Annotated in this window: 22 protein-coding genes and 1 tRNA gene; 10 read left to right on the plus strand and 13 right to left on the minus strand. The window is 48.8% G+C overall.

The annotated features are described in order from the left end of the window. Positions 1 to 3: 3 nt before the first annotated feature. The 5 genes from crcB to lrp all read right to left on the minus strand — a co-directional run bounded on the left by crcB (position 4) and on the right by lrp (position 5,348). Complete coding sequence (gene crcB, locus KZ771_RS05100; protein ID WP_290654813.1) at positions 4 to 390, minus strand: fluoride efflux transporter CrcB; 387 nt, start codon at positions 388 to 390, stop codon at positions 4 to 6. Further along, positions 386 to 1,741 (minus strand): replication-associated recombination protein A, encoded by a 1,356-nt coding sequence (locus tag KZ771_RS05105; RefSeq protein ID WP_290654568.1) that lies wholly within the window; start codon positions 1,739 to 1,741, stop codon positions 386 to 388. Before KZ771_RS05105 ends, crcB begins: the two co-directional genes overlap by 5 nt. Further along, positions 1,728 to 2,333, minus strand: coding sequence for an outer membrane lipoprotein chaperone LolA (gene lolA, locus KZ771_RS05110; RefSeq protein WP_290654569.1), 606 nt, complete (start codon positions 2,331 to 2,333; stop codon positions 1,728 to 1,730). The genes KZ771_RS05105 and lolA overlap by 14 nt, the downstream gene beginning before the upstream one ends. Positions 2,334 to 2,359: 26 nt before the next feature. Further along, on the minus strand, positions 2,360 to 4,780 hold the full coding sequence (locus KZ771_RS05115; RefSeq protein ID WP_290654570.1) for a DNA translocase FtsK: 2,421 nt from the start codon (positions 4,778 to 4,780) through the stop codon (positions 2,360 to 2,362). A 76-nt stretch (positions 4,781 to 4,856) separates the two neighbouring features. Then, complete coding sequence (gene lrp / locus KZ771_RS05120) at positions 4,857 to 5,348, minus strand: leucine-responsive transcriptional regulator Lrp (RefSeq protein ID WP_133538302.1); 492 nt, start codon at positions 5,346 to 5,348, stop codon at positions 4,857 to 4,859. Between the two features lie 142 nt (positions 5,349 to 5,490). Between lrp and ald the strand changes: the two genes are divergently transcribed. The 5 genes from ald (at position 5,491) to infA (ending at position 9,466) form a co-directional block, all read left to right on the plus strand. Then, positions 5,491 to 6,618 carry an alanine dehydrogenase gene (ald, locus tag KZ771_RS05125; protein ID WP_290654571.1) on the plus strand — a complete coding sequence of 376 codons (1,128 nt, stop codon included), beginning with the start codon at positions 5,491 to 5,493 and terminating at the stop codon, positions 6,616 to 6,618. A gap of 154 nt (positions 6,619 to 6,772) precedes the next feature. Then, on the plus strand, positions 6,773 to 7,729 hold the full coding sequence (gene trxB / locus KZ771_RS05130) for a thioredoxin-disulfide reductase (RefSeq protein ID WP_133538299.1): 957 nt from the start codon (positions 6,773 to 6,775) through the stop codon (positions 7,727 to 7,729). A gap of 36 nt (positions 7,730 to 7,765) precedes the next feature. Further along, a complete protein-coding gene (gene aat, locus KZ771_RS05135; RefSeq protein ID WP_290654572.1) occupies positions 7,766 to 8,485 on the plus strand; it encodes a leucyl/phenylalanyl-tRNA--protein transferase in 720 nt (239 codons plus the stop codon). Next, entirely contained in the window at positions 8,482 to 9,198 is a 717-nt protein-coding gene (locus tag KZ771_RS05140) for an arginyltransferase (RefSeq protein WP_290654573.1), read from the plus strand. Before aat ends, KZ771_RS05140 begins: the two co-directional genes overlap by 4 nt. 49 nt (positions 9,199 to 9,247) lie before the next feature. Beyond that, the gene (gene infA / locus KZ771_RS05145) at positions 9,248 to 9,466 is read left to right on the plus strand and encodes a translation initiation factor IF-1 (RefSeq protein ID WP_071463778.1); all 219 of its coding nucleotides are present in this window, start codon (positions 9,248 to 9,250) and stop codon (positions 9,464 to 9,466) included. An 86-nt stretch (positions 9,467 to 9,552) separates the two neighbouring features. Here infA and clpA read toward each other — a convergent pair whose 3' ends face one another. Beyond that, the gene (clpA, locus tag KZ771_RS05150; protein ID WP_290654574.1) at positions 9,553 to 11,823 is read right to left on the minus strand and encodes an ATP-dependent Clp protease ATP-binding subunit ClpA; all 2,271 of its coding nucleotides are present in this window, start codon (positions 11,821 to 11,823) and stop codon (positions 9,553 to 9,555) included. Positions 11,824 to 11,865: 42 nt separating this feature from the next. Further along, positions 11,866 to 12,180 carry an ATP-dependent Clp protease adapter ClpS gene (gene clpS / locus KZ771_RS05155; protein ID WP_133538296.1) on the minus strand — a complete coding sequence of 105 codons (315 nt, stop codon included), beginning with the start codon at positions 12,178 to 12,180 and terminating at the stop codon, positions 11,866 to 11,868. Between the two features lie 224 nt (positions 12,181 to 12,404). On the opposite strand from clpS, the gene cspD reads away from it, so the two are divergent. After that, a complete protein-coding gene (cspD, locus tag KZ771_RS05160) occupies positions 12,405 to 12,620 on the plus strand; it encodes a cold shock domain-containing protein CspD (protein ID WP_290570252.1) in 216 nt (71 codons plus the stop codon). Between the two features lie 63 nt (positions 12,621 to 12,683). Here the strand turns inward: cspD and yejK are convergent, their stop codons facing one another. Continuing rightward, on the minus strand, positions 12,684 to 13,727 hold the full coding sequence (gene yejK, locus KZ771_RS05165; RefSeq protein ID WP_133538294.1) for a nucleoid-associated protein YejK: 1,044 nt from the start codon (positions 13,725 to 13,727) through the stop codon (positions 12,684 to 12,686). Between the two features lie 71 nt (positions 13,728 to 13,798). On the opposite strand from yejK, the gene KZ771_RS05170 reads away from it, so the two are divergent. Next, positions 13,799 to 15,433 (plus strand): DUF3413 domain-containing protein, encoded by a 1,635-nt coding sequence (locus tag KZ771_RS05170; RefSeq protein WP_290654575.1) that lies wholly within the window; start codon positions 13,799 to 13,801, stop codon positions 15,431 to 15,433. 78 nt (positions 15,434 to 15,511) lie between these two features. After that, positions 15,512 to 15,588 (plus strand) — tRNA-Pro (locus tag KZ771_RS05175). Between the two features lie 17 nt (positions 15,589 to 15,605). On the opposite strand, the gene KZ771_RS05180 is transcribed toward KZ771_RS05175, so the two are convergent. Continuing rightward, complete coding sequence (locus KZ771_RS05180) at positions 15,606 to 15,863, minus strand: hypothetical protein (RefSeq protein WP_290571274.1); 258 nt, start codon at positions 15,861 to 15,863, stop codon at positions 15,606 to 15,608. Between the two features lie 108 nt (positions 15,864 to 15,971). Here KZ771_RS05180 and KZ771_RS05185 point away from each other — a divergent pair, with 108 nt between their 5' ends. Beyond that, entirely contained in the window at positions 15,972 to 16,673 is a 702-nt protein-coding gene (locus KZ771_RS05185) for an aspartate/glutamate racemase family protein (protein WP_290654576.1), read from the plus strand. A 183-nt stretch (positions 16,674 to 16,856) separates the two neighbouring features. Further along, positions 16,857 to 18,122, plus strand: coding sequence for a M23 family metallopeptidase (locus KZ771_RS05190; RefSeq protein WP_133538290.1), 1,266 nt, complete (start codon positions 16,857 to 16,859; stop codon positions 18,120 to 18,122). Positions 18,123 to 18,139: 17 nt separating this feature from the next. Here the strand turns inward: KZ771_RS05190 and KZ771_RS05195 are convergent, their stop codons facing one another. The 4 genes from KZ771_RS05195 to KZ771_RS05210 form a co-directional block, all read right to left on the minus strand. Continuing rightward, the gene (locus KZ771_RS05195; RefSeq protein ID WP_290654577.1) at positions 18,140 to 18,337 is read right to left on the minus strand and encodes a hypothetical protein; all 198 of its coding nucleotides are present in this window, start codon (positions 18,335 to 18,337) and stop codon (positions 18,140 to 18,142) included. A 28-nt stretch (positions 18,338 to 18,365) separates the two neighbouring features. After that, a complete protein-coding gene (locus KZ771_RS05200; RefSeq protein ID WP_290654578.1) occupies positions 18,366 to 20,258 on the minus strand; it encodes an ankyrin repeat domain-containing protein in 1,893 nt (630 codons plus the stop codon). 78 nt (positions 20,259 to 20,336) lie between these two features. Next, positions 20,337 to 20,690, minus strand: a complete 354-nt coding sequence (locus tag KZ771_RS05205; RefSeq protein ID WP_290654579.1) for a hypothetical protein — start codon at positions 20,688 to 20,690, stop codon at positions 20,337 to 20,339. Between the two features lie 70 nt (positions 20,691 to 20,760). Continuing rightward, the gene (locus tag KZ771_RS05210) at positions 20,761 to 22,404 is read right to left on the minus strand and encodes a diacylglycerol kinase family protein (RefSeq protein ID WP_290654580.1); all 1,644 of its coding nucleotides are present in this window, start codon (positions 22,402 to 22,404) and stop codon (positions 20,761 to 20,763) included. Positions 22,405 to 22,461: the final 57 nt, after the last annotated feature.

Here is a 22,461-nt window from a genome sequence, read left to right on the forward strand (position 1 = left end):
GTCCTACTTAACAGAAAGATTCAACAAGTGATTCATTAAAACGATAGCCAGTGCGACAGCGGCAATACATAAAATCATATTGAGGCCGGCATGAAGCAGCCCTTTACCCAGCTCGCCCTGCTGCAATAATGCCACCACCTCCACCGAAAAGGTCGAAAAGGTGGTAAAGGCGCCTAACACACCAACGGCTAAAAACAGCCGCCAACCTTCGCTAATGGCGGTGTGTTGTGAGTAAGCAAACAGCAAACCCAATAAAAATGAGCCCAATATGTTAACGGTCAGCGTGGCAAAAGGGAACCGCCCGGCGCTGTTAATCAACGCCAAACTTACGCCATAACGGGCCGATGCGCCTAACGCACCGCCAGCTGCCACGAGTAACAGCGCATTAATTGTTGCCATCACTACGTCCCCTTGCCCACGGGCTGCGCTCGTCAAGCGATTGTAAACGCAGCAGTTTCTCTTTAATTTTTATCTCCAGACCGCGTTCGTTCGGCTGGTAAAACCGGGTACCTGCAAGCTCGTCCGGTAAATACTGTTCGCCCGCCACATACGCGTTCGGGTAATCATGCGCATAGCGATAATCCTCGCCGTAGCCCTGTGCCTTGTGAACTTTAGTGGGCGCATTGCGCAAATGTTCAGGTACCGGCGCATCGCCATGTTCTTTTGCCGTTCGCAGTGCCTGCTTAAAGGCATTATAAACCGCGTTGCTCTTTGCGGCACAGGCACAATAGATGGTCGCCTGGGCAATGGCACGTTCACCTTCCGCAGGACCTACCCGATGGAAGGTGTCCCAGGCATTAAGCGCTAGCTGCATTGCCCGGGGATCCGCATTACCAATATCTTCTGATGCAATAGCCAACAGCCGCCGCGCGATAATTAATGGATCGCCGCCGCCGACTAATAACCGTGCATACCAGTACAATGCACCATCCGGTGACGACCCGCGTACCGATTTATGAAACGCCGATAAAATGTCGTAGTAGTGGTCGCCCTGGTGATCAAACGCGGTGGCTTTTTCACCGATGGCGTCGGTAATCAGTTCGACGCTGACCTGGCGTTGATCCATAGGTAAATAATCAGCCACCACTTCCAGGTAATTCAGTAATCGACGCGCATCACCACCGGCCAAATCAAGTAACCGTGCACGCGCATCTGCCGCTAGTTGGATATTACGTTCGCCCAAACCCTTTTCAGTATCTGCCAGCGCCCGTTCCAACAGCTGCTCCAAATCGTTTTGAGTCAAACTCTGCAACCGGTAAACTCTAGCCCGCGACAGCAACGCATTATTTAATTCAAAGCCAGGGTTTTCGGTGGTTGCGCCAATAAAAACGACGGTACCGTCTTCGATATGGGGTAAAAACGCGTCTTGCTGGCTTTTATTAAAGCGGTGCACTTCGTCCACAAACAGCAGCGTGCGACGCCCCTGTTGCTGGGAGCGCTGCTTAGCTTCGTCGATAGCCAGACGAATGTCCTTTACCCCTGAAGTAACCGCACTTAAACGGCTCACAGAAGCGTTTGCATGCCGAGCTATTAATTCAGCCAGGGTGGTCTTACCGGTACCGGGCGGGCCCCATAAGATCATCGAGTGCAAATGCCCTTGCTCAATTGCAGTACGCAGTGGTTTGCCTTGCGCTAACAGGTGTTGCTGACCTACGTATTCATCCAAAGAGCGGGCACGCAAACGCGCAGCCAGCGGCTGAAAGTCGGGTTTGAAATCAAGATCCAAACTATCGCTGGTCATCCACGTCAACCCCATCGGGCACGTCAAAGGTAAATAATTGGCGTTCTAACGAAGGGTTAACAGCAACGTCGGTCAGCTCCAGGGTAATGGTATCACCGCCTTGTTGTTGCAATTCGATATCGGTCAGCGTGTCATCTGTAAAGCCCAGGTTCAGTTCGCTCTCGGCTGTGTCGCTGACTATGTGATATTCGTTAGGTGCAGACTCAGTTACCTGATACCCCTGCCACTGCTCATCGCTACCTGTTAACAACAACAGCATCGGGCTATTGGCGGTTGCATCCTGTTGCTGATAAATAGTCACCTGCTCAACAAACGGATTGTAGTACCAAACCGTGTCGCCAGAAGCGATCATCAGGGTGTCATCAGGGGGATTAGTCTTCCAGCGCATTTTATTGGGCCGCTGGATAGTCAGCTCACCCGTCAGCTGCTGCAGCACATCGCCATTATCTGCAGTGACTTGCTGGGAAAAATTGGCCTGCAGGCTTTGCATGGATTCCAGTTTTTGCTGCAACTCTTGTTTAGCGTCGGCGGCAACCGCTGGTATCGCGTTTAATAACGTGGCTGCAAACAGTGTAGAAACAACTTTGAGCATTGCTTTTCCTTATCAATGACAATCTTTTAACGCACTGGCGGGGGTGCCAGTACATCGCGTTGACCGTTGTTGCCGGCTGTACTTACGACACCACTCATTTCCATTTGTTCGACAATACGCGCAGCGCGATTGTAACCAATTCTGAATTTACGCTGTACGCTGGATACAGAAACCCGCTGGGCCTCGGTGACAAAGGCAACCGCCTCGTCATACAAAGGGTCAGACTCAGCATCGTCGTCTTCACTCTGCTCGCCCGGTAATAGACCTTCTTCACCCTGATCACCAGATAAAATCTCATCCAGATAATTCGGACTACCGCGTTTTTTCCAGTCGGCAACCACAGCGTGAACTTCGTGGTCATCAACAAAAGCACCATGTACACGCACCGGCGAGCCGCTGCCCGGCGGTAGATAGAGCATATCACCCTGCCCTAACAACTGGTCCGCTCCCGGTTGATCGAGGATAGTGCGTGAGTCCACTTTTGATGAAACCTGAAAGGCAATACGAGTAGGTATGTTGGCTTTTATCAAGCCGGTAATAACATCGACCGACGGCCGTTGTGTTGCCAAAATCAAGTGTATGCCCGCCGCACGAGCTTTTTGTGCGATACGCGCAATCAGTTCTTCAACCTTCTTACCGACGATCATCATCATGTCGGCAAATTCATCAATGACCACCACGATATTCGGCAGTTTTTCTAATTCCGGTGGTAATTCATCCATCGAATCGCCCGGCTTCCAAATCGGATCGCGCAATGGCTTGCCCGCCTCGCGCGCAGCGACAACCTTAGCGTTATAGCCTTTTAAGTTACGAACACCGAGCGCCGACATTAATTTATAGCGACGTTCCATTTCGCCCACACACCAACGCAACGCATTGGCAGCGTCTTTCATGTCGGTGACAACTTCGGTCAACAGATGCGGAATACCCTCGTAAACCGACAGCTCGAGCATCTTCGGATCAATCATAATTAGGCGAACGTCCTCGGGCGTGCTCTTATACAGCAAGCTCAGGATCATAACGTTAACACCCACCGATTTACCGGAGCCGGTAGTACCAGCAACCAATAGATGCGGCATTTTGCCCAGATCAACCACGACCGGAGACCCGGAAATACTTTTACCTAAAATCATCGTCAGTGGCGAATTGCTGCCCTGGAATGCATCACAGTTAATCACTTCGCTAAGCTGCACCACCTCGCGATGCTTGTTCGGTAATTCTAATCCGACGTAAGATTTACCCGGTATCACTTCAACCACGCGTACTGCCACCGCTGATAACGTGCGGGCGATGTCTTTAGCCAGGTTAGATATTTTTGAAACCTTAACTCCCGGCGCCAAATCCAGTTCAAAGCGCGTGATTACAGGGCCTGGTTGCACATGTGCAACAGTCACATCCACACCAAAGTCTTTCAGCACGGTTTCGACGGTTCGCGAAACCTGATCCAGCTCTTCTTGTGTAATCGGGTTCTCTTTTTTGTTAGGCCGGTCTAGCAATTCAATGGATGGCAACCGCGGCAGCGATGGATCTTGTTCACCTTCGTCTTCACTATTGTCTTGACCATTGTCGACCGTTTTTGCGACCGCGACAGCCGTTGATTTTTTCTCGGCCGCTTGTTTAGAAAAGCGCGGCGGCTCAGGTTCTGGTTCGTCATCGGTGGCACTGATTGATGGTAAATCAAGCGTCGGTTCGGCCTTGTCATCTTCTGATTCGTTCTTACCAAACAGACCTTCTAAATCAATTTCAGGCTCATCGGCGCGGCCGCGCTCGTCACTTTCGATAGCCAGCACGCTGTCATCCGGTTGTTGCGCCCCGTCTGTCTCTTGCACGGAATTTTGCACATGCTCTTTATCACCACGCTGGCTCCAGGTAGCCTGCACTTTTTCTACCAGCCACACCACGCCGGTGATTACCCATTCGCCCAGTTTATCGGCGATTTGTAACCAGCTAACCCCGGTGACCAGGGTTAACCCCGTAGCTAAAAAGGTTAATAACAGCAGGGTTGAGCCAACAAAATTTAAATAAGGAAGTAATGATGCCGCGATCACGTCACCAAAAACGCCCCCGGCCGAGAAATAATAAATGTCGTCGAAATTAATCGACGATAGCGCGGACGCACCTATCAAGGTCAGCAATGCCCCGACCAAACGCAGGCTGACGGCCAGGTAATCAAGCTCAAGCAGTTTGTGTGTTTGTCGAAACAGCAGGTAACCCAGCCCGGCAAAAGCAAAGGGAATCAGGTAAGCAACGAAGCCAAAGGTAAATAACAGGACATCGGCCGTCCAGGCACCTACCGCACCACCAGCATTGTGAATTGAGCCTTCAAAGCCAGTTTGCGTCCAACTGGGATCCGCCGGGTTAAAGCTAACCAGCGACAAAAATATAAAAATCGCCAGCGCTCCGCTCAGCAATAATCCCGCTTCAAGTAAACGTTGTACACCTGTCATCGCGCGTATCGAGTATCCTGTTTATTATCGTTATATCCTGCTAACGCATTGATTGTAGCGAAACTGACGCTGAATGTTAGCCCTTTACTAATACTTTATTTTCTTGTTTGACCTCTTCCATCACCACATAGGTGCGCGATTCATCAACGCCGGGCATCATTAACAAGGTCTCGCCGAGCAGTTTACGGTAAGCGCGCATATCCGGCACCCGTGCTTTTATTAAAAAATCAAAATCACCGGCAACTAAGTGGCACTCTAGAATTTCTTCGGTTTTTCGCGCAGCTTCACTAAATTCAGCAAAGGCATCAGCCGACGTTCGGGTTAATGTTATTTCGACGAACACCATCAGGTTTGCGCCCAGTTTGGCGGGGTTGATTTTAGCGTGATAGCTCTCGATCACGCCTTCCCGCTCTAGCTTGCGAACCCGCTCCAGACATGCGGTTGCGCTTAATCCGACCCGCTTAGCGAGGGCCACATTCGAGATACGTCCATCATCCTGCAATAGTCGCAGAATCTTACGGTCGATCCTGTCAATAGTGATTTCTGCGGGTTCTTCGGCAATAAACATAGTTTTATTCTAAAACAGTGATTGATAAATGGATTTTACGCTAATTTTAAGCCTAAAAAAAGTACGTCACACACTGCATTTTGCGTCTATAATTTGCCGCAAATTTTGATGTTCTAACCACTAACAATTTAGAGGCTGTGAAATGCTAATTGGTGTACCAAAAGAAATTAAAAACCATGAGTATCGTATTGGCTTAACCCCGGCAGCGGTGCGCGAATACGTAGAAAATGGTCACGACGTTATTATCGAAAATAACGGTGGTGCGGCGATTGGTTTTACCAATGACCAATATATCGAAGCCGGTGCGACAATCATCGATACACCGGAAGAGATTTTTGCCCGCGCTGACATGATCGTTAAGGTAAAAGAGCCACAGCCAAACGAATGTAAGATGCTGCGCGAAGGCCAAATCCTTTATACTTTCCTGCATTTAGCTCCGGATCCGACGCAAACTGAATTGTTAGGTAAATCAGGTTGTACGGCTATTGCTTATGAAACCGTTACCGACAACCGCAATGGTTTGCCGCTGTTAGCACCAATGAGCGAAGTCGCCGGTCGTATGTCGATTCAGGCGGGTGCACATTACTTGGAAAAAGCCCATGGCGGCAGCGGTACCCTGCTGGGCGGCGTACCGGGTGTTGCCCCCGGTAAAGTACTGATTATCGGCGGCGGCGTGGTTGGCACCAATGCAGCGAAAATGGCTATCGGCCTTGGCGCAGAAGTCACTATTTTAGATCGTTCATTGCCGCGTTTACGTGAATTAGACGATATCTTTGCCGGTCGGGTACAAACCGTTTACTCAACCGTTGATGCTATCGATAAATACTCCCGCGAAGCTGACTTGGTTGTTGGCGCAGTACTGATCCCAGGCGCTGCAGCACCAAAACTGCTGACCCGCGAGAACATCAAAAACATGAAGCCAGGTTCAGTGCTGGTAGACGTTGCCATCGACCAGGGCGGTTGTTTCGAAACCTCGAAAGCGACCACGCACCAAGATCCGGTTTACGTTATCGACGATGTAGTGCACTACTGTGTCGCTAACATGCCAGGCGGTGTTGCGCGTACCTCGACCATCGCGCTGAACAACGCTACCCTGCCTTATGGTATAGCACTGGCAAACAAAGGCCCTAAAGCGATGCTGGAAAACGAGCACCTGCTCAAAGGTCTTAACATGCACAAAGGCAAGATCACCTACAAAGCGGTACATGATGACTTAGGCGAGAAGTTAGGCCTGGATTACCAAGACCCGCGTGAGGCGTTGCAGAGTTAATCAACTCATAATCATGTTACATAAAGTATCAAGCCCGCTTTAGTCGCGGGCTTTTTAATTTTTTGTCTTGTTCCACAGGCTTGCAAACCCTACAATCAGTCCCCATACATCTCTTATCTTACATTAAAAGAATACAAGCAGTCAGGAGTTATCCATGGCAGACGCCAAGCATTGTAAATTATTGATTTTGGGTTCAGGGCCTGCAGGCTACACTGCAGCGGTTTACGCGGCACGTGCTAACTTAGATCCGGTGATGGTTACCGGTATGCAGCAAGGCGGTCAGTTGACCACGACCACTGACGTAGAAAACTGGCCCGGCGATGCCGAAGGTTTAACCGGCCCTGATTTGATGGTTCGTATGCAGCAGCACGCTGAGCGCTTTAACACCGAAATCGTGTTTGACCATATCAATGCTGTCGATTTTTCGGAGCGCCCGTTCCGCCTAAAAGGCGACGTGGGCGAATATACCGCTGACTCGGTTATTATCAGCACCGGTGCATCAGCTAAATATCTTGGTCTGGATTCGGAAGAAGCCTTTATGGGTAAAGGCGTATCGGCCTGTGCAACCTGTGATGGCTTTTTCTACAAAAACCAAAAAGTCTGTGTAGTTGGCGGCGGAAATACCGCTGTCGAAGAAGCCCTTTATCTGTCAAACATTGCCAGTGAAGTCCACGTAATCCATCGCCGTGATACGTTCCGCGCTGAGAAAATTTTGGTTGACCGGTTACATGACAAAGAACAAAACGGCAATGTCACCTTCCATTTGAATAAAACGCTGGATGAAGTACTCGGTGACGACATGGGCGTGACCGGCGTCCGTATTAAGAGTACCGCAGACGGTAGCACTGAAGAACTCGACGTTGCAGGTTGTTTTATTGCCATTGGTCATCAACCCAATACCGGTATTTTTGATGGTCAGCTGGAAATGAATAACGGCTACATAAAAGTACAAAGCGGCTTAGAAGGTAACGCGACAGCGACCAGCGTACCGGGTGTATTTGCCGCGGGTGACGTTATGGACCATATCTATCGTCAGGCTATTACCTCGGCTGGCAGCGGTTGTATGGCAGCCCTGGACGCTGAGCGCTATTTAGACGCATTGACTAAGTAGCCCGGAGGCGATTGAGCAACGATGATTGAATAATTGATGATAGTTCAGTTAAATCCCCGCTCAATCAGCTTCCCTCCACCGGCGACCGCGTTACATGAACCTAACGGTTTACTGGCGGTCGGCGGTGACTTATCTCCCGAACGCTTGATGCATGCTTATCGGCACGGTATATTCCCCTGGTTTGGCCTTGATGACCCTATTTTATGGTGGTCACCAAATCCCCGCGCCGTGTTTTACCCTGAGCAAATTCATGTTTCCCGCAGCTTGCAAAAGTCCTGGCGTCGATCTCCTTGGCGGGTCACCCTTAACCAGGATTTCGATGCGGTTATCGAAGGCTGTGCGGCATCTCGACGGGATCAGGAAGGTACCTGGATTACTGAACCGATGCGCGAAGCATACAGCCAACTACATCAGCTGGGCCATGCGCATTCAGTAGAGGTTTGGTGTGAGGACATATTGGCCGGCGGACTGTATGGTATATCGGTTGGCCGGGCGTTTTGTGGCGAAAGCATGTTCCACACCAAAACAGACGCCTCTAAAATTGCCTTAAATACGTTTGCACAGGCATTTGCCCAAGCCGGCGGGCAGTTAATCGACTGTCAGGTCGCAAACCCGCACTTAAGTTCATTAGGGGCCCGCAACATTGACCGCGACAAGTTTTTGGTGCAATTGCATATTGCGCAGGAAGCTAACCTTAGCCAAGGGTTTTGGCAACCACGCACCATCGCTGATGCCAGGCTGGGTATAGCGCTATGACGTTGCAGTTTGGCGTTACCCGTGAGTCCCAGTGTGGTTATTTAAGCCAGCAGCAGGAACGACTACTCGTTGCTGTAACAGACGGTAATCCGCCGATGACCGCGGAACTCTATGAACATTTGCTGGAGCATGGATTCCGCCGTTCGCACAATGACGTCTATCGCCCCTACTGCCGACTGTGTCAGGCATGTCAGTCGCTGCGTGTGTTGGCGCCTGAATTCAGGCCCAGCCGCAGTCAGCGCCGGGTGATAAATAAAAACGCGGATCTGACGCAACGCATTGCTACTAAACCACAGCCCGACTATGACCAACTGTTCTGTCGCTTTATCGAGTTACGGCATAAAGACGGTGCCATGTACCCGCCGGATCCTGACAGCTTTTGGCATTGGTGTGATTGCGACTGGATGCAGACACAATTTGTCGAGTGGCGCGACCCCAACGATAAGCTCATCATGGTTTCGGTAATCGACACCCTGCCTAACGCGCTGTCAGCAATGTATACCTTTTTCGAGCCAGACCATGATAAACGCTCGCCCGGTACCTTCTCGATTCTGGCGCTTATCGAGCTGTGTCAGCAGCAAAACAAAGATTATTTATACCTTGGCTACCAAATTGATGCCTGTAATAAGATGAATTACAAAGCTAAATTCACGCCAAATGAACGTCTCATTGGCAATCAGTGGAAAAAAGCGGTAAAATCGCCCACACTTTAAGCTAATCGTGCGAACAATCGCACAATAATGATAAACGCAGAGGATATTAATGGCGAAAGAAGACAGCATTGAAATGCAGGGCACGGTGCTAGACACACTGCCTAACACAATGTTCCGTGTCGAGTTAGAAAACGGGCACGTTGTTACCGCTCACATTTCTGGCAAGATGCGTAAGCACTATATTCGTATCTTAACCGGCGATACGGTAACCGTTCAGCTTACTCCGTACGATTTGAGCAAGGGACGTATTGTCTTCCGCGCCCGTTAAGTCATTACTGAAAACGGCATAAAAAAAGCTGCTCTCAGTGCGAACTGAACGAGCAGCTTTTTTATGTTATTGGCTAGGGATATGCCCTAGCCTTCAACGGTTTCATTGGAGCTGTCGTAATCAAATTTCAGCTCGTCATCACTGCCTTTCGAGACTTTTACGCTGCCGCCGCGCGTCAGTTGTCCAAATAAGATTTCGTTAGCTAACGGCTTCTTAATGTTTTCCTGGATAATGCGACCCATAGGCCGCGCGCCCATGGCTTTGTCATAACCTTTCTCGGCCAACCAGTCAACCGCCGCCTGATCAACTTCCAACGATACGCCTTTGCGATCCAGCTGCGCCTGTAGCTCGGTGATAAATTTATCCACCACCTGCTTGATGACTTCTTCGTTAAGGTGATTAAACCAAACAATGCCGTCCAGACGATTGCGGAACTCAGGCGTAAAGGTACGGTTAATTTCAGCCATGGCATCATGACTATGGTCTTGCTGCTTAAAGCCAATGGACTTACGCACCGTCTCGCGAACACCGGCATTGGTGGTCATAACGATAATCACATTGCGGAAGTCGGCTTTACGACCATTATTATCAGTCAGGGTACCGTTATCCATTACCTGCAACAGGATATTGAAGACATCGGGATGGGCTTTTTCGATTTCGTCCAGCAACAGCACACAATGTGGCTGTTTAATAACTGAATCCGTTAACAATCCACCCTGATCAAAGCCTACGTAGCCCGGTGGCGCGCCGATTAAACGACTGACCGCATGGCGCTCCATGTACTCCGACATATCAAAACGAACCAGCTCGATGCCCATGGCTTTTGCCAATTGCTGGGTGACTTCGGTTTTACCAACACCGGTTGGGCCCGCAAACAGGAACGAACCGATAGGTTGATGTTCATTGCCAAGACCTGAACGCGACAGGCGAATAGCGGATGTCAGTTTATCAATGGCTTCGTCCTGACCAAATACCACCATTTTCAGATTGCGATCCAATTGCTTCAGCACGTCCTGATCGGTACGTGATACCGACTGCTCAGGTATCCGTGCAATTTTGGCAATAATGGTTTCGATATCCTGCACACCAACGGTCTTACGACGTTTTGACGGCGGTAATAATCGCTGCGATGCGCCCGCTTCATCCATCACATCGATGGCTTTATCCGGCAGGTGGCGTTCGTTGATGTATTTCGCAGACAGTTCTGCCGCCGCTTTAATTGCCGGCTGGGTGTAGCGAATACCATGGTGGCTCTCATAGCGATCTTTGAGCCCCATCAGAATCTTGGTGGTGTCCTCGACAGAGGGTTCGACCACATCAACCTTCTGGAACCGACGTACCAAAGCCCGATCTTTCTCGAATACGTTCTTGAACTCGTTGTAAGTTGTCGAGCCGATGCACTTAAGCTGACCACCCGACAGTAACGGCTTAAGCAGGTTTGAGGCGTCTAACACCCCGCCGCTGGCCGCACCTGCACCAATAATGGTGTGAATTTCGTCAATGAATAAGATAGCGTTTTCTTTTTCGCTCAATTCCTTAAGCAGCTGTTTAAAGCGCTTCTCGAAATCACCACGATACTTAGTACCTGCTAACAAGCCGCCCATATCCAGCGAGTAAATAACCGCATCCTCGAGGATCTCGGGTACATCTTTATTAACGATACGATACGCTAATCCTTCAGCAATCGCCGTTTTACCGACACCGGCTTCGCCGACCAGCAAAGGATTATTCTTGCGCCGACGGCACAGAATCTGTGCGCAGCGTTCCAGCTCGTGGTCACGACCAATTAACGGATCGATCTTGCCGTCTTTAGCCTGCACATTCAGATTAGTACAGAAGCGTTTTAAGTGGCTCTGTTGCTCTTCCTGAACCTCAGCCGCCTCTTCTTCATCGATTGGCTCCTCGCCCGGCTGCTCATCCTGCATGCGCGAAATGCCATGCGAAATGAAGTTAACAATGTCCAGGCGAGTAATATCGTGTTTGTTTAATAGATAAACGGCTTGTGATTCCTGCTCACTGAAAATGGCAACCAGCACGTTGGCACCGGTCACTTCAGCATTGCCGGATGATTGCACGTGAAACACAGCACGTTGCAATACGCGTTGAAAACCCAACGTCGGCTGCGTATCCGAGCTTTCGTCTTCTGATTCGAAACTTGGCGTACTGCGGTCGATATAGGACAGCAGTTCGTCTTTTAACTGGTCAAAATTAGTACCACAGGCACGCAGAACTTCCGCCGCATCCGGATTATCCAGCAGCGCAACCAACAGGTGCTCGACCGTCATTAACTCGTGATGACGTTCACGCGCCAAACGAAATGCATCGTTTAACGTCAGTTCAAGGGCTTTGTTCAACATATACCACTCCTTACCGCCATGCTGGCTCTATCCGTTGTCCCATTACGCCTGTTCCATAGTACAAAGTAATGGGTGCTGGTTTTCGCGCGCATATTGGTTGACCTGTACAACTTTTGTTTCTGCGATTTGTGCCGAGTAAACGCCACAGACGGCTTTGCCTTTATAATGAACCTGCAACATGGTGTCCGTCGCACGCTCTTGATCCATCTTAAAAAATTTCATCAACACTTCAATCACAAAGTCCATCGGCGTGAAATCGTCATTATTCAGTATGACCTTGTACATCGACGGCGGTTTCAATTCCTGCTTTTCTTTCTCTTCCAGATCATGAAGATGTTGATGATCAGACTGACTCATGAGTTAACGACCTATTATCACTATAGTTTATTTGTTAACGTTTTATGCGATATTTTTTCGAAAAACCTTAACAAATATGTTGATTTTTTCACCGCAAATGCTTGACTATTACACTGCGTTTTCTAGAGTAAAACATGGTGCTGCCGATTGCATAATTCAAGAGCTCTCGTTTAGCACTGACATAATAATAAACATTCTCTGTTGCAAAAGAAGGAAGTAGAAGTATGGCTACCGGAAAAGTCAAATGGTTCAACAACTCAAAAGGCTTTGGCTTTATTGAGGCTGAAGACCGCGAAGGTGACATTTTCGCTCACTATTCAACCATCGAAATGGAAGGCTACCGTACCCTAAAAGCAGGTCAAACTGTTGAGTTTGAACTGGAAGAAGGGCCTAAAGGCTTGCACGCCTCCAATATCGTTCCGGGATCCACTGACAAATAGTGGTAACACCTATACAACGAATTACCAAAACGCCGGCCCTGTGCCGGCGTTTTATTTTCCTTCTTAACTATCAATACCAAAATAACGCCGCAATTGATCACGTAAATTCGGTGGCGTACCATGAATAGTTAAGGTATCTGTTGCAGCATCATAGTTAATGCGTTCACCTAACTGTGTGTGATCAAAGCCAACGCTAACGCCTCCGCCCTGCCCCTGAAACTTAACTAGCTTACGCAAGGTCGACTTATCTGCCGGAAACTCGTCCGGTAATTCAGCTTCACGTTGCTGCGCATATTCGCGGCTAAAGTCGTCAAACGAGCGTTCGCTCGGCTGCGCTTGCGAAAAATGTTCAGACAAATCTTTAACGTTGACGTCTTCGCCCTGCTTCCATTGCTGATCACAATATTCATAGGCAACAGCATTTAACGACTGGCGCTGCTGTGGCTCTAATTCTGCAGCTTTACCGTATTCGTTTACGGCCTCGATTAAGGTTTGCGTCTGTGACTTTGAGTTAAGTCGTTCGGTGCAACCCAAAAAGTCGAGGAAAAAATCAGATACTTTGCGACCCGCGCGACCCTTAATAAACGAAATATAACGTTCGCTATCCGCTTCGGTTTCCCAGTCAGTCAGATTAATGCGCGCCGCCAGCTGTACCTTACTAATATCCAGCTGCGAGGATTTATTGACCGCCAGGTTGGGGTTAATCGACACCCCTTCTTTAACCGGCAGGAACGCAACTAACAGATAGTCGGTGCTCAAATGCTGATAGCGGGTAATTAACAAAAAGCCAGCCTCCAGCATATTGTGGTTCTGTAACTGCTCAAGCAGAAGCTTTGCTGCCTGTTGGCTAAAGTCGACAAACTGTATTTCGTTTGCGTGCCATTGCTGCATAAAATCCGGAAACGGTCCCCGCTCAGCATCGTCCGCCTCGGTTAAAAAGCTGGCATAGCCCTTAGCGGGTTTATTGGTATAGACCTGTGTCAACTCTTCCAATAACTCGTGAAGTTGTTCATCCTCAGCCAACGCCTCCGGCGCTAAGCGTAAGCCAACCTGGTCATCGTGGCTGTAAAACTGATGAATAATACTGTTTTCGATACGCAGTTGCATAAGCGGGACTATCCTTGCAAAATCCGTGTGTTAGACTAATGGCTAATAGTGTACCACGGGACATAATAAGAATGGGAAAACACCAACGCCGGGATAAAATCGCCCGCCTGATCAGCTGGGGCCACTGGTTCACGTTTATCAATATTCTGTTGTGTTTGGCGTTGGGCTCACTCTACCTGGAAGCATCGCCGCCATCAGAGACGGCATTGGCGACCTTGTATAGCGTTGTTAACTGGATTGGTCACTTTGCGTTTTTGCCCTTTGTTTTCTTTATTATTCTTATTTTTCCGCTCTGTTTAGTACTACCGTATGCCCGTATTCTGCGCGGCTGGGCAGCTCTCATTGGTTCGCTCGGGATTGTTGCATTAGTTGCAGACTTATTGTTTTATCGCCAATACGGCTATCACCTCAATAGTTACTCGCTGGCGCAGATGGCGAAAGACGCAGAAACGGTTTTTGCCGGAGCCAGCTTTTTAATCATTCTGGGCGTATTACTTGGCTTTTTGGTGCTGCTGGGCTTTGAGTTATTGGTCGCCAATTACACCTGGAAGCACCTACAGGAATTGCAACGCCGGCGTATTGGCGCATCCGCGACCAGCGTGTTTGTGCTGTGTTTCTTTACCAGCCATCTGACCCACGTTTGGGCGGATGCGGAACTCTATGAACCCATTACTCAGCAAGATGACATGTTCCCGTTGTCATACCCCACCACTGCCAAAACGTTAATGGCCAAGCATGGGTTTATCGACGTAGAAAGTTATCAGGCACAACAACAGATGCTGATGGTGGCCGATAATATTCGTCTGCGTTACCCGCAAAACGAATTGCTCTGCACCAAACGTCCAGATGAGCGTTCAAAATCCTTGATTGTGTTTGACCGTCTAACGCAGCAACAACAGCGTCAATTAGCAACGATTGCAACGGATTCTGAACTTGTTGGATTTAACGGTCAGTTGCTAGGCCATCCCAGTCGTGATGGCGGACTATTTCAGCTTGTTTACGGCCTGCCTGACTTTTACCAGGAGACCATTGCCCGTCAAAATATCGCGCCGGCTTACTTGAAGCCATTAGATGATTTTGGTCTGCAGGTTAACTGGTACGCTAGCGCCAACTGGTCGCAAGAACTGACATTATCAAGCTATTACCAGGACAGTGACCTGTTGGCTCTGCAAGGTTTTGCACCGCGCCCACGTAATCAATTGAATATTGTTTTTATTGATGGCGATGATTTTGCAAAGTTACCGGATATTTTAGCCAAAACACAGCAACACCAATTGCTGGTTACTGCGCTGGCACCCAGCGACTCAGAGTCAATACTGGGACAGCAGCAGTTCATGCCTAAGAACATGGCGGTACCCTTATATGAACGTGGTTATTCGTTGCCGGAGCACCCTATCGCCGGGTTAATGGATCTGATGCCGACATTACTGAACCAGACCATGTCTTGTGCCGGCGGTACTAAAAACTTCAGTAATGGCGAAAGCCTGACCGACAGCGGTGAACGCTGGCCATTGATAGAAACTTACAGTCCCTATATCGTAATTTACGATAGTGAAGAAATAACGATTCTGGATAATACCGGTCAGTTCAGTGTTTACAGTTTTGCTGAATTTGAATTGAAAAAAGGCGCAGAGCCGCCCGTTCCTGTCCTGATTGATGCACTAAAAGACTTAAAACGCTTTAGTCGCTCCGCAAAAACTGACTAAAAAAAGCGCAGTCAGCACAGGCTGCGTGCTTTAAGCCTTGCTAATTGCGCATAAATCCGTAACATACTGCTCCACGGTCGGCGTGTAGCGCAGCCTGGTAGCGCACTGTCATGGGGTGTCAGGGGTCGGAGGTTCAAATCCTCTCACGCCGACCAATTTCCTTTCCTAGTTTTTATTCCTTACTTTTTTGTCTCGCGGCTAGTTCGTTTTTCGGCGCAAGCCAATGACTCAGCCAGAAAAGTATCGCTCCCATAATGCCGGTTGATAATCCGACGAAAAACCAAATTAGCGGATGAAAAAACGCCGTTTTTTGCCCGGTTATACTCCGATAACGCTCAGCTTCAAAATAAACACCAAACGCCATAATAATATTGACCGCAACCACCGCAAGCGCGCCAAAGGCAACATAACCCGAAGGTAGTGACTCCATAATTTTTCCTTTTTAATTAATATTCTCCCAGATCAGCTCCCATCCTAGATCAAATTTCTGTTAGCATAAATTGTTAATTAGATGTTTTAAACTATTGAAAGAGCGGCTATGAAAACAATCGGCATTATTGGTGGTATGAGCTGGGAGTCGACGCTCAGTTATTATCGTCTAATTAATCAGAAAGTTAACGCAAAACTTGGTGGGCTGCATTCAGCAAAAATCATCATTAATAGCGTCGATTTTGCTGACATAGAGCCATTACAACGGCACGGAGACTGGAACCAGGCTGGCGAACGTTTAATTGCTGCGGCAAAAGCGCTGGAGTCAGCTGGTGCAGACGGTTTTCTGATTGCCACCAATACCATGCATAATGTTGCACCTCAGGTTGAAGCTGCGGTCAGCATTCCCCTACTACATATTGTTGATGCCACCGCCCTCGCCTTGCAGCAAAAAAACGTTAAAACTGTCGGCCTGCTCGGCACCCGTTTTACCATGGAGCAAGCGTTTTATCGCGAGCGGCTCGAGCACTACGGTATCAACGTATTAACGCCGGACAGCGATACGCGTCAGCAGATCCACGACATTATTTTTAACGAGCTATGCCATGGTGTCACCACAGCGCACTCACGCCAGTGCTATGTCGACGCTATTGATAATCTTGCTGAAAACGGCGCACAGGCGGTGATTCTGGGCTGCACCGAAATCGGCCTGCTTATTTCACAATCCGATACACAGCTGCCGTTGTTTGACACAACCGAAATCCACACCGACGCTGCGGTTAAATGGATGCTTAAAGACACCAAACAGTAACTTACCGATCTTTACAACATGCCGGGGAATTATTTAGCCAACGCCTGTCTAATCAAAAACTTGCACGTTTGGGGCTACGCTGATAACTTAGCGCGCCCGCAGCGTAAGCGATAACACAATAAACGAATAAACAGGCCTTATTTGCTGATGAGTTGTAACCGAGATTACGGAGTCTGCTGTTAGATGCTAAGTATTAAACGTTGGCATGTTGCGGCAGCAATCGCCGTCGGGGCGCTATTTATCGCCGCCATCGAATCACCCAAGCCAATCTCTGATGAACCTATTCCACAGCCGTTGGTAGCTTTTGATAGTGCATGGAACACAGGTTCCTATGCAAATTACCGTAAGCCACCCACACATAATCGCGAAACTCATATCGTTTATGTGCAACCCGGTCAAAACTTAACCTCGTTACTGACCAACGAAGGCTTGTCGGCACAGCAAGTGGTGTTATTGGCACTGACGGCACAACCGCTTATCGATCTTGGTCGTTTACAAATTGGTGCTCCGCTAGAAATTAGTTTTAATGACAATGATCAGCCGCGCGTAAGGCTCGCAAAAGAGTACGGCGAAATCATTGACGCAATCTATGAGAACGGCGCATGGAACGTGACCAAGCAAACGGTGCCATTACGCGCCGAAACCCATGAAGCGGCCGTCACGATAAGCAGCAGTTTGTATGAAGACGCCGTAGCAGAAGATGTTCCCGTGACCATTATTAACAGTGCCATGATGGCGCTGTCGCATTTTGTCGACTTTCAGCGACAGCTGCAGCCGGGCGATATTTTTGAAGCGCAATACGCACGTTCTGAAGTTGTACGGGATAAGGCATTGTTTTCGCACCTGCAGAATCCGTTAAAGCTCAGTTACCTGCGCTTTACCAATGGCGGCGAAGATTATCGTATGTACCGGTTTGACGGCACCTTCTACTTCGAGGATGGCCGGGTTGCACAGAGTTTCTTGCTTAAAACGCCACTTAACGGCGCACGCCTGACCTCTCATTACGGCAATCGCTACCATCCGGTGCTGGGCTACAACCGTCAGCATAAAGGGATTGATTTTAGCGCCCCGGTGGGCACGCCGATTATGGCGGCAGGTCGTGGCACTATAAAACACGCGAGTCGTAAAGGTAGCTTTGGTAACGCAGTAATTATTGAGCACGCACAAGGTTACGAAACACTATATGCCCATTTGGACCGTTTTAATGAAGATATCGATGTTGGTGACTATGTTAGTCAGGGCGATATTATCGGTTACCTCGGCAATACTGGCTTGTCGGCAGGGCGTCATTTACATTACGAAGTATACCGCAATGGCCGCACCATTAACCCGGTGGATATTAAAGTTCCGTCAGACCGCCGTCTCTCCGGTGTCGAACTGGCCCGCTTTAAGCGTTACCTTGCGCAATTAAAAAGCCAGGCCAGCGAACTCGCAGGCCTGGCTCCGTAGTACTCAATTAAGCGCCGTTACAGGTCATCAATTTTTGGCTTTAACGGCGCAAGTAATAAGTAGAATACCCACGCCAACCAGGATACAAAAATAATTGCCAGTATCCACGCCGCTTTCTCACCGCCTTGTGTGCGGTTTGATTTCGCAATCAATATAATTGGTAGCAGCCAAATAATAAGAAAAATAAGCATGCCACCGAAACCTGCTCCCATCATACGTTCTCTCCTTGTCTGTTTGTTCTATCTACCACACCACCGGTAGCTCAGTTGCTTCATCCACTGTAAGCGCTGGATGCAAGTCGATCAACTGCTGATACTGCTCTGGGTAACGCAGTTTGACCACGGCCATGCGTTGTTTGTGGAAGCGCGTGACGGTTGGTTGGTAGCTTGTCATCAACTGATCTATCAAAAATTTTGACTGTTCAGCAGACTGACCACCGCTGGCATGTTTAATCGCCTGATAAAGCGGATCTCTGCCTTGCCCGTCGCCTTCGTACGGCGCGTTTTGCTGGATTAGCCAAGCGACAGTTTCTGTGTTGGCTTTTGTTGCCGCGTAGTAAAGCAGACTTTTGCCCCGATTATCGTGCCCGTAAACGTCATAGCCTGCATCAACCAGGGCTTTTAATTTATCTGCGTCCAACGTAATAAATGCCAGCTGGTGATGTTGTAAACCGTCGTCCATCAGCGATGATTGACTCAATGCCCGGTAATAGTTCAGGTCGCGTTTTAATAGGTTACTAATAACAAATCGTTTTTCGCGCGTGTTTAGCGAAGCGGCTTCCAACTCACTGATAACGCGCTCGATATCACCATCGGCTAAATATTGATAGACCTCGCCAAGCGCGTCGGTTTGTCGCATTCCGCCAGACCATACAAAATATCGTCGGTACTCGTCCACCAGCGCAGGATCCATATCAGTTAATACCGCTAATGCTGAGGAGTCAGAATCGGGATATTGTTCGCGAATCTCTTGTACCACCTCATGACTGCGACGCGGGCGCCATTGATCGCTAATGCGTTTGACGGTGGCCCTACAGGCAGCACGGGTACCGGTTACGTCAGTCATTGCTGTTTGCGTTTCGATAAAGTCGTCGCGCTGCTTTGCCAGTCGCTTAACCAGGCGCCCGTGTTGCGTCATCGAGAGCGGCTGTCGTTGCTTTATCGCCAGTAAGTTCAATCCGAATTCATCGCGAAGCGAAGCGATATCAGCTTGGTCAAAACGATAAAACCGACGAGGGAAGTTGCCATAGACACGTGTCGGAGACTGTTCCCTAAAACGCGCTGCTGCTCCTAACGAATTTAATTTTTTAATAATATCGACACGTCTCTGGCGACGCTCACAACAGTCCATTAAGCCACTCAGTGCCCATTCCATAGTCGAACCCAGATAACGATCCTGGGTTGGAGCCAGCCCCTGATCGATCAAATAATTAAAGCTACTGAGGCGGCCTGATTTAGCCGCAAAATCAAGTAAAGAGACAGCTTCATCAAGATGTTCGTAACCTACCGTCGCGCCGGGGTCAGGTAAACTTTTGGTTAACATCAGGATTTGTTCGTCACTGTATTTTGAGCGACCCATCATAAAGGCAACATCATCAACGGTTACTTTGCCGCTATCAGCAATTTCCTGTTGTTGCGCTAACGACAGTTCGTCAAAATTATCTAATACCTGCAATGGTACACGGCGTTGTATCGATAGGCCGGTAATCGGCTTGTCCGCCAGACGTTGTTTTAGCTCGTCTTCAAGCATCGCATTAACTTCGGTTATTGCCGCGTTTTTACGAAGCTGTGCCACCCTAAACCTTGCGGCAAAATTACTATTGCGGAATTCATCAATAGCCAGAGTTACCTCGTCTAAGGAGTATCCCTGTTGCAAAAACTTGGTAAAACTACCGACCTTCTCCTGACGCCATTGTTCCTGCTCTACGCGCATGTCATAGAGTACTTGCTGGCACTGGGCAAAATGGGAAGTGTCGATTGGCGCCGATTGATTAGCGGGTGCGCTAACCTTTTCGTGTGTCGGCTTAGGCTTGGTTGAAGGTGAGTTTTCGGCCGTAAGTTGATTGCTATCCGTTGAATTTTGCATGCCGTTGGCAGACGGCTTATCGTCATTAACGAAAAAAAAGAAGGCGGTCATAACCGCTGCCAACGCTGCTAAAGCGTAGTACTTGTTCTGCATACATCCCTGTACATTACCTATGATTCAGGGATTTACTTAAGCACCTTTTAATGGAAACTTCAAGGCATCATCCACCGCTTCAGGCAACAGCGGAAATGCATGTTCACGGTAAGCCCGCGCATTGAGCGCTTTACTACCAATTAAATAAGCAGGCACCAGTAGCACCGGCGCCGGAAAACTGTTCCATTCCGGCAGAATAATGGCGGCCGCGATAATAGATAGCAGTGCAGCCTGACGCAGAATGACTGAACCTTTTTGATAAATCTTAGCGCGAAACTTAGCGATTGTAATAGCGCGATGGGCAACGCGGGGATCTACATCTGCTAAAGCGGGTTGCTGGAACCAACCGACAAAATCAAAACGTGGCAACTTTGACAAAAGATTAGACAACGAAAACACCCTACCTTTATGTTGGAAAACTCAACTCAACAAGCGCAATAATAGCACAAATTAGGGCTCTTTAGTAATCAGCCTGTTCTGGAATCAATATGTTAAGCGCCCTTTTTTGCAACCTCACCATTAATTCATTCGCTTCGTAGGGTTCGCCGTCGACCACATATTTTAGCGCTTCCCCTTGTTGATGTTTTGCCTTAACACTACATGCCTGGGTGTAACCGGTATTAATACCCGGGTTATCTTCAGTCAGCCCGGAGTAAAGTAATTCGATTAAACTCAGGACGTGCTGGTTACCGCTTTCCTGTGGCTCTAGCCAGGTCAGATCCAGCTTGCCATCATCGAGCATGGGGCTGCCCTTGCCCTGTGCTAACAGCGTAGTTATTGGCGCTGCATTAGCAATAATCAGACTACTGGTTTGCCAGTGTTGCGGCTCATCATCATCGAGCGTAACGCATAAGTCCAGTATTTGGTTTTCGTTACAGGCACGCCAAAGCCCCTGCAAGTATGCCAATTGACCCAGCTTATTTTTGGCATCGCGATCAGCCTTTTCGATCATTTGCTGTTCAAACCCTATTGCTGCGCATAGCAACATGGTGCGGCCATTAACGTCGCCAACGTCAATCGCCCGGCTACGGCCTTCAATAATCGTCGTGCAGGCTGCCGTTACCGGACTTATCTTTGAACTCATCCCCCACAGTGCCTGACTTAACGAGTTGGCGGTTCCCATAGGAATGATAGCCATTACTGTGTCAGAGTTTTTAACCTCGCTAGCCACCGCAGTTAGCGTGCCGTCGCCCCCACAGGCTATAATTAATTCTGCGTCAGCATCCAGTGCCTGCCTGGCCAACTGTTGTGCCCCGACCTGCTCGCTAGTCTCTAATATTTCCAGTTCAAAATAGGGCTGTAACAGGTTTTTTATATTCTGCTGACATTCCTTCCATTTACCACCGCCGGAAACCGGATTTGCGATAATCCAGGCAGTTTTCGCCAACAACATGCGGTTATCTTGTGCAAATGCCTTTAATTGTTCATATTGCACCGAATTTAATCGTGCCACATGGCGTTCAGCCTGAATTTGTTCGAGTATCGCGTCCACATCCATGGTTTTTGTTCTGGCTAACAGGTATGCCGCCACCATAAACACCGAACGGCCCCGACCAAGAGCACAATGCACAAGCACATTGCGCTGGCTCTGCTGCTGTTGTTGTATCCACTGAATGGCTTGGTGAATTTGCTGTTCGGAAGGCGCTTTATGGTCGAGCACCGGAATATTCAAATAATGGATATCTGCACTTTCCGAGGACCAGTCAAGTGCATCAAATTCGGCTGTAACGTCTAAAATAGCGGTAATGCCCTGCTGCTTTAACGCGTCAATATCACTACCGAACAGCCGCCGGCCTACATAAAGACGTTCTCCGACCTGGTGCCAACCGGCAAGACCATCGCGTTTTCGGGCCACTGCATTGTAAATTCGCACACCGAGTAAAAAGGGAATGAGAAGCCAGCGAATATAAACCGGTATCTGACCGCCCTCACGTTTGCGAAACACGCTGGCCATATTTAGCCAATAGGCTGATGCAATCATGGCCAAGGCAATAAAAATCCAGCTAAATACGACTTTTAACGGCCAACCGGGTAATAAAATAGCGAAAAAGAGTGCAGCGATTGCGCCTATCAAATAATACAGTGGGATATAACTGACGTGCATGTCTACGCTCCTTTGTCGCACCAACAATGTCCATTATTTCGTATTGCTAAGGCGATA

The organism is Idiomarina sp., assembly GCF_019431395.1.
GTDB lineage: Bacteria > Pseudomonadota > Gammaproteobacteria > Enterobacterales > Alteromonadaceae > Idiomarina.

Bases quoted from the DNA above. Each gene is read 5' to 3' on its own strand.
- KZ771_RS05105 (WP_290654568.1), bottom strand. From the start codon at position 1,741: ATGACCAGCGATAGTTTGGATCTTGATTTCAAACCCGACTTTCAGCCG.
- lolA (WP_290654569.1), bottom strand. From the start codon at position 2,333: ATGCTCAAAGTTGTTTCTACACTGTTTGCAGCCACGTTATTAAACGCG.
- KZ771_RS05115 (WP_290654570.1), bottom strand. From the start codon at position 4,780: ATGACAGGTGTACAACGTTTACTTGAAGCGGGATTATTGCTGAGCGGA.
- lrp (WP_133538302.1), bottom strand. From the start codon at position 5,348: ATGTTTATTGCCGAAGAACCCGCAGAAATCACTATTGACAGGATCGAC.
- ald (WP_290654571.1), top strand. From the start codon at position 5,491: ATGCTAATTGGTGTACCAAAAGAAATTAAAAACCATGAGTATCGTATT.
- trxB (WP_133538299.1), top strand. From the start codon at position 6,773: ATGGCAGACGCCAAGCATTGTAAATTATTGATTTTGGGTTCAGGGCCT.
- aat (WP_290654572.1), top strand. From the start codon at position 7,766: ATGATAGTTCAGTTAAATCCCCGCTCAATCAGCTTCCCTCCACCGGCG.
- KZ771_RS05140 (WP_290654573.1), top strand. From the start codon at position 8,482: ATGACGTTGCAGTTTGGCGTTACCCGTGAGTCCCAGTGTGGTTATTTA.
- infA (WP_071463778.1), top strand. From the start codon at position 9,248: ATGGCGAAAGAAGACAGCATTGAAATGCAGGGCACGGTGCTAGACACA.
- clpA (WP_290654574.1), bottom strand. From the start codon at position 11,823: ATGTTGAACAAAGCCCTTGAACTGACGTTAAACGATGCATTTCGTTTG.
- clpS (WP_133538296.1), bottom strand. From the start codon at position 12,180: ATGAGTCAGTCTGATCATCAACATCTTCATGATCTGGAAGAGAAAGAA.
- cspD (WP_290570252.1), top strand. From the start codon at position 12,405: ATGGCTACCGGAAAAGTCAAATGGTTCAACAACTCAAAAGGCTTTGGC.
- yejK (WP_133538294.1), bottom strand. From the start codon at position 13,727: ATGCAACTGCGTATCGAAAACAGTATTATTCATCAGTTTTACAGCCAC.
- KZ771_RS05170 (WP_290654575.1), top strand. From the start codon at position 13,799: ATGGGAAAACACCAACGCCGGGATAAAATCGCCCGCCTGATCAGCTGG.
- KZ771_RS05180 (WP_290571274.1), bottom strand. From the start codon at position 15,863: ATGGAGTCACTACCTTCGGGTTATGTTGCCTTTGGCGCGCTTGCGGTG.
- KZ771_RS05185 (WP_290654576.1), top strand. From the start codon at position 15,972: ATGAAAACAATCGGCATTATTGGTGGTATGAGCTGGGAGTCGACGCTC.
- KZ771_RS05190 (WP_133538290.1), top strand. From the start codon at position 16,857: ATGCTAAGTATTAAACGTTGGCATGTTGCGGCAGCAATCGCCGTCGGG.
- KZ771_RS05195 (WP_290654577.1), bottom strand. From the start codon at position 18,337: ATGATGGGAGCAGGTTTCGGTGGCATGCTTATTTTTCTTATTATTTGG.
- KZ771_RS05200 (WP_290654578.1), bottom strand. From the start codon at position 20,258: ATGACCGCCTTCTTTTTTTTCGTTAATGACGATAAGCCGTCTGCCAAC.
- KZ771_RS05210 (WP_290654580.1), bottom strand. From the start codon at position 22,404: ATGCACGTCAGTTATATCCCACTGTATTATTTGATAGGCGCAATCGCT.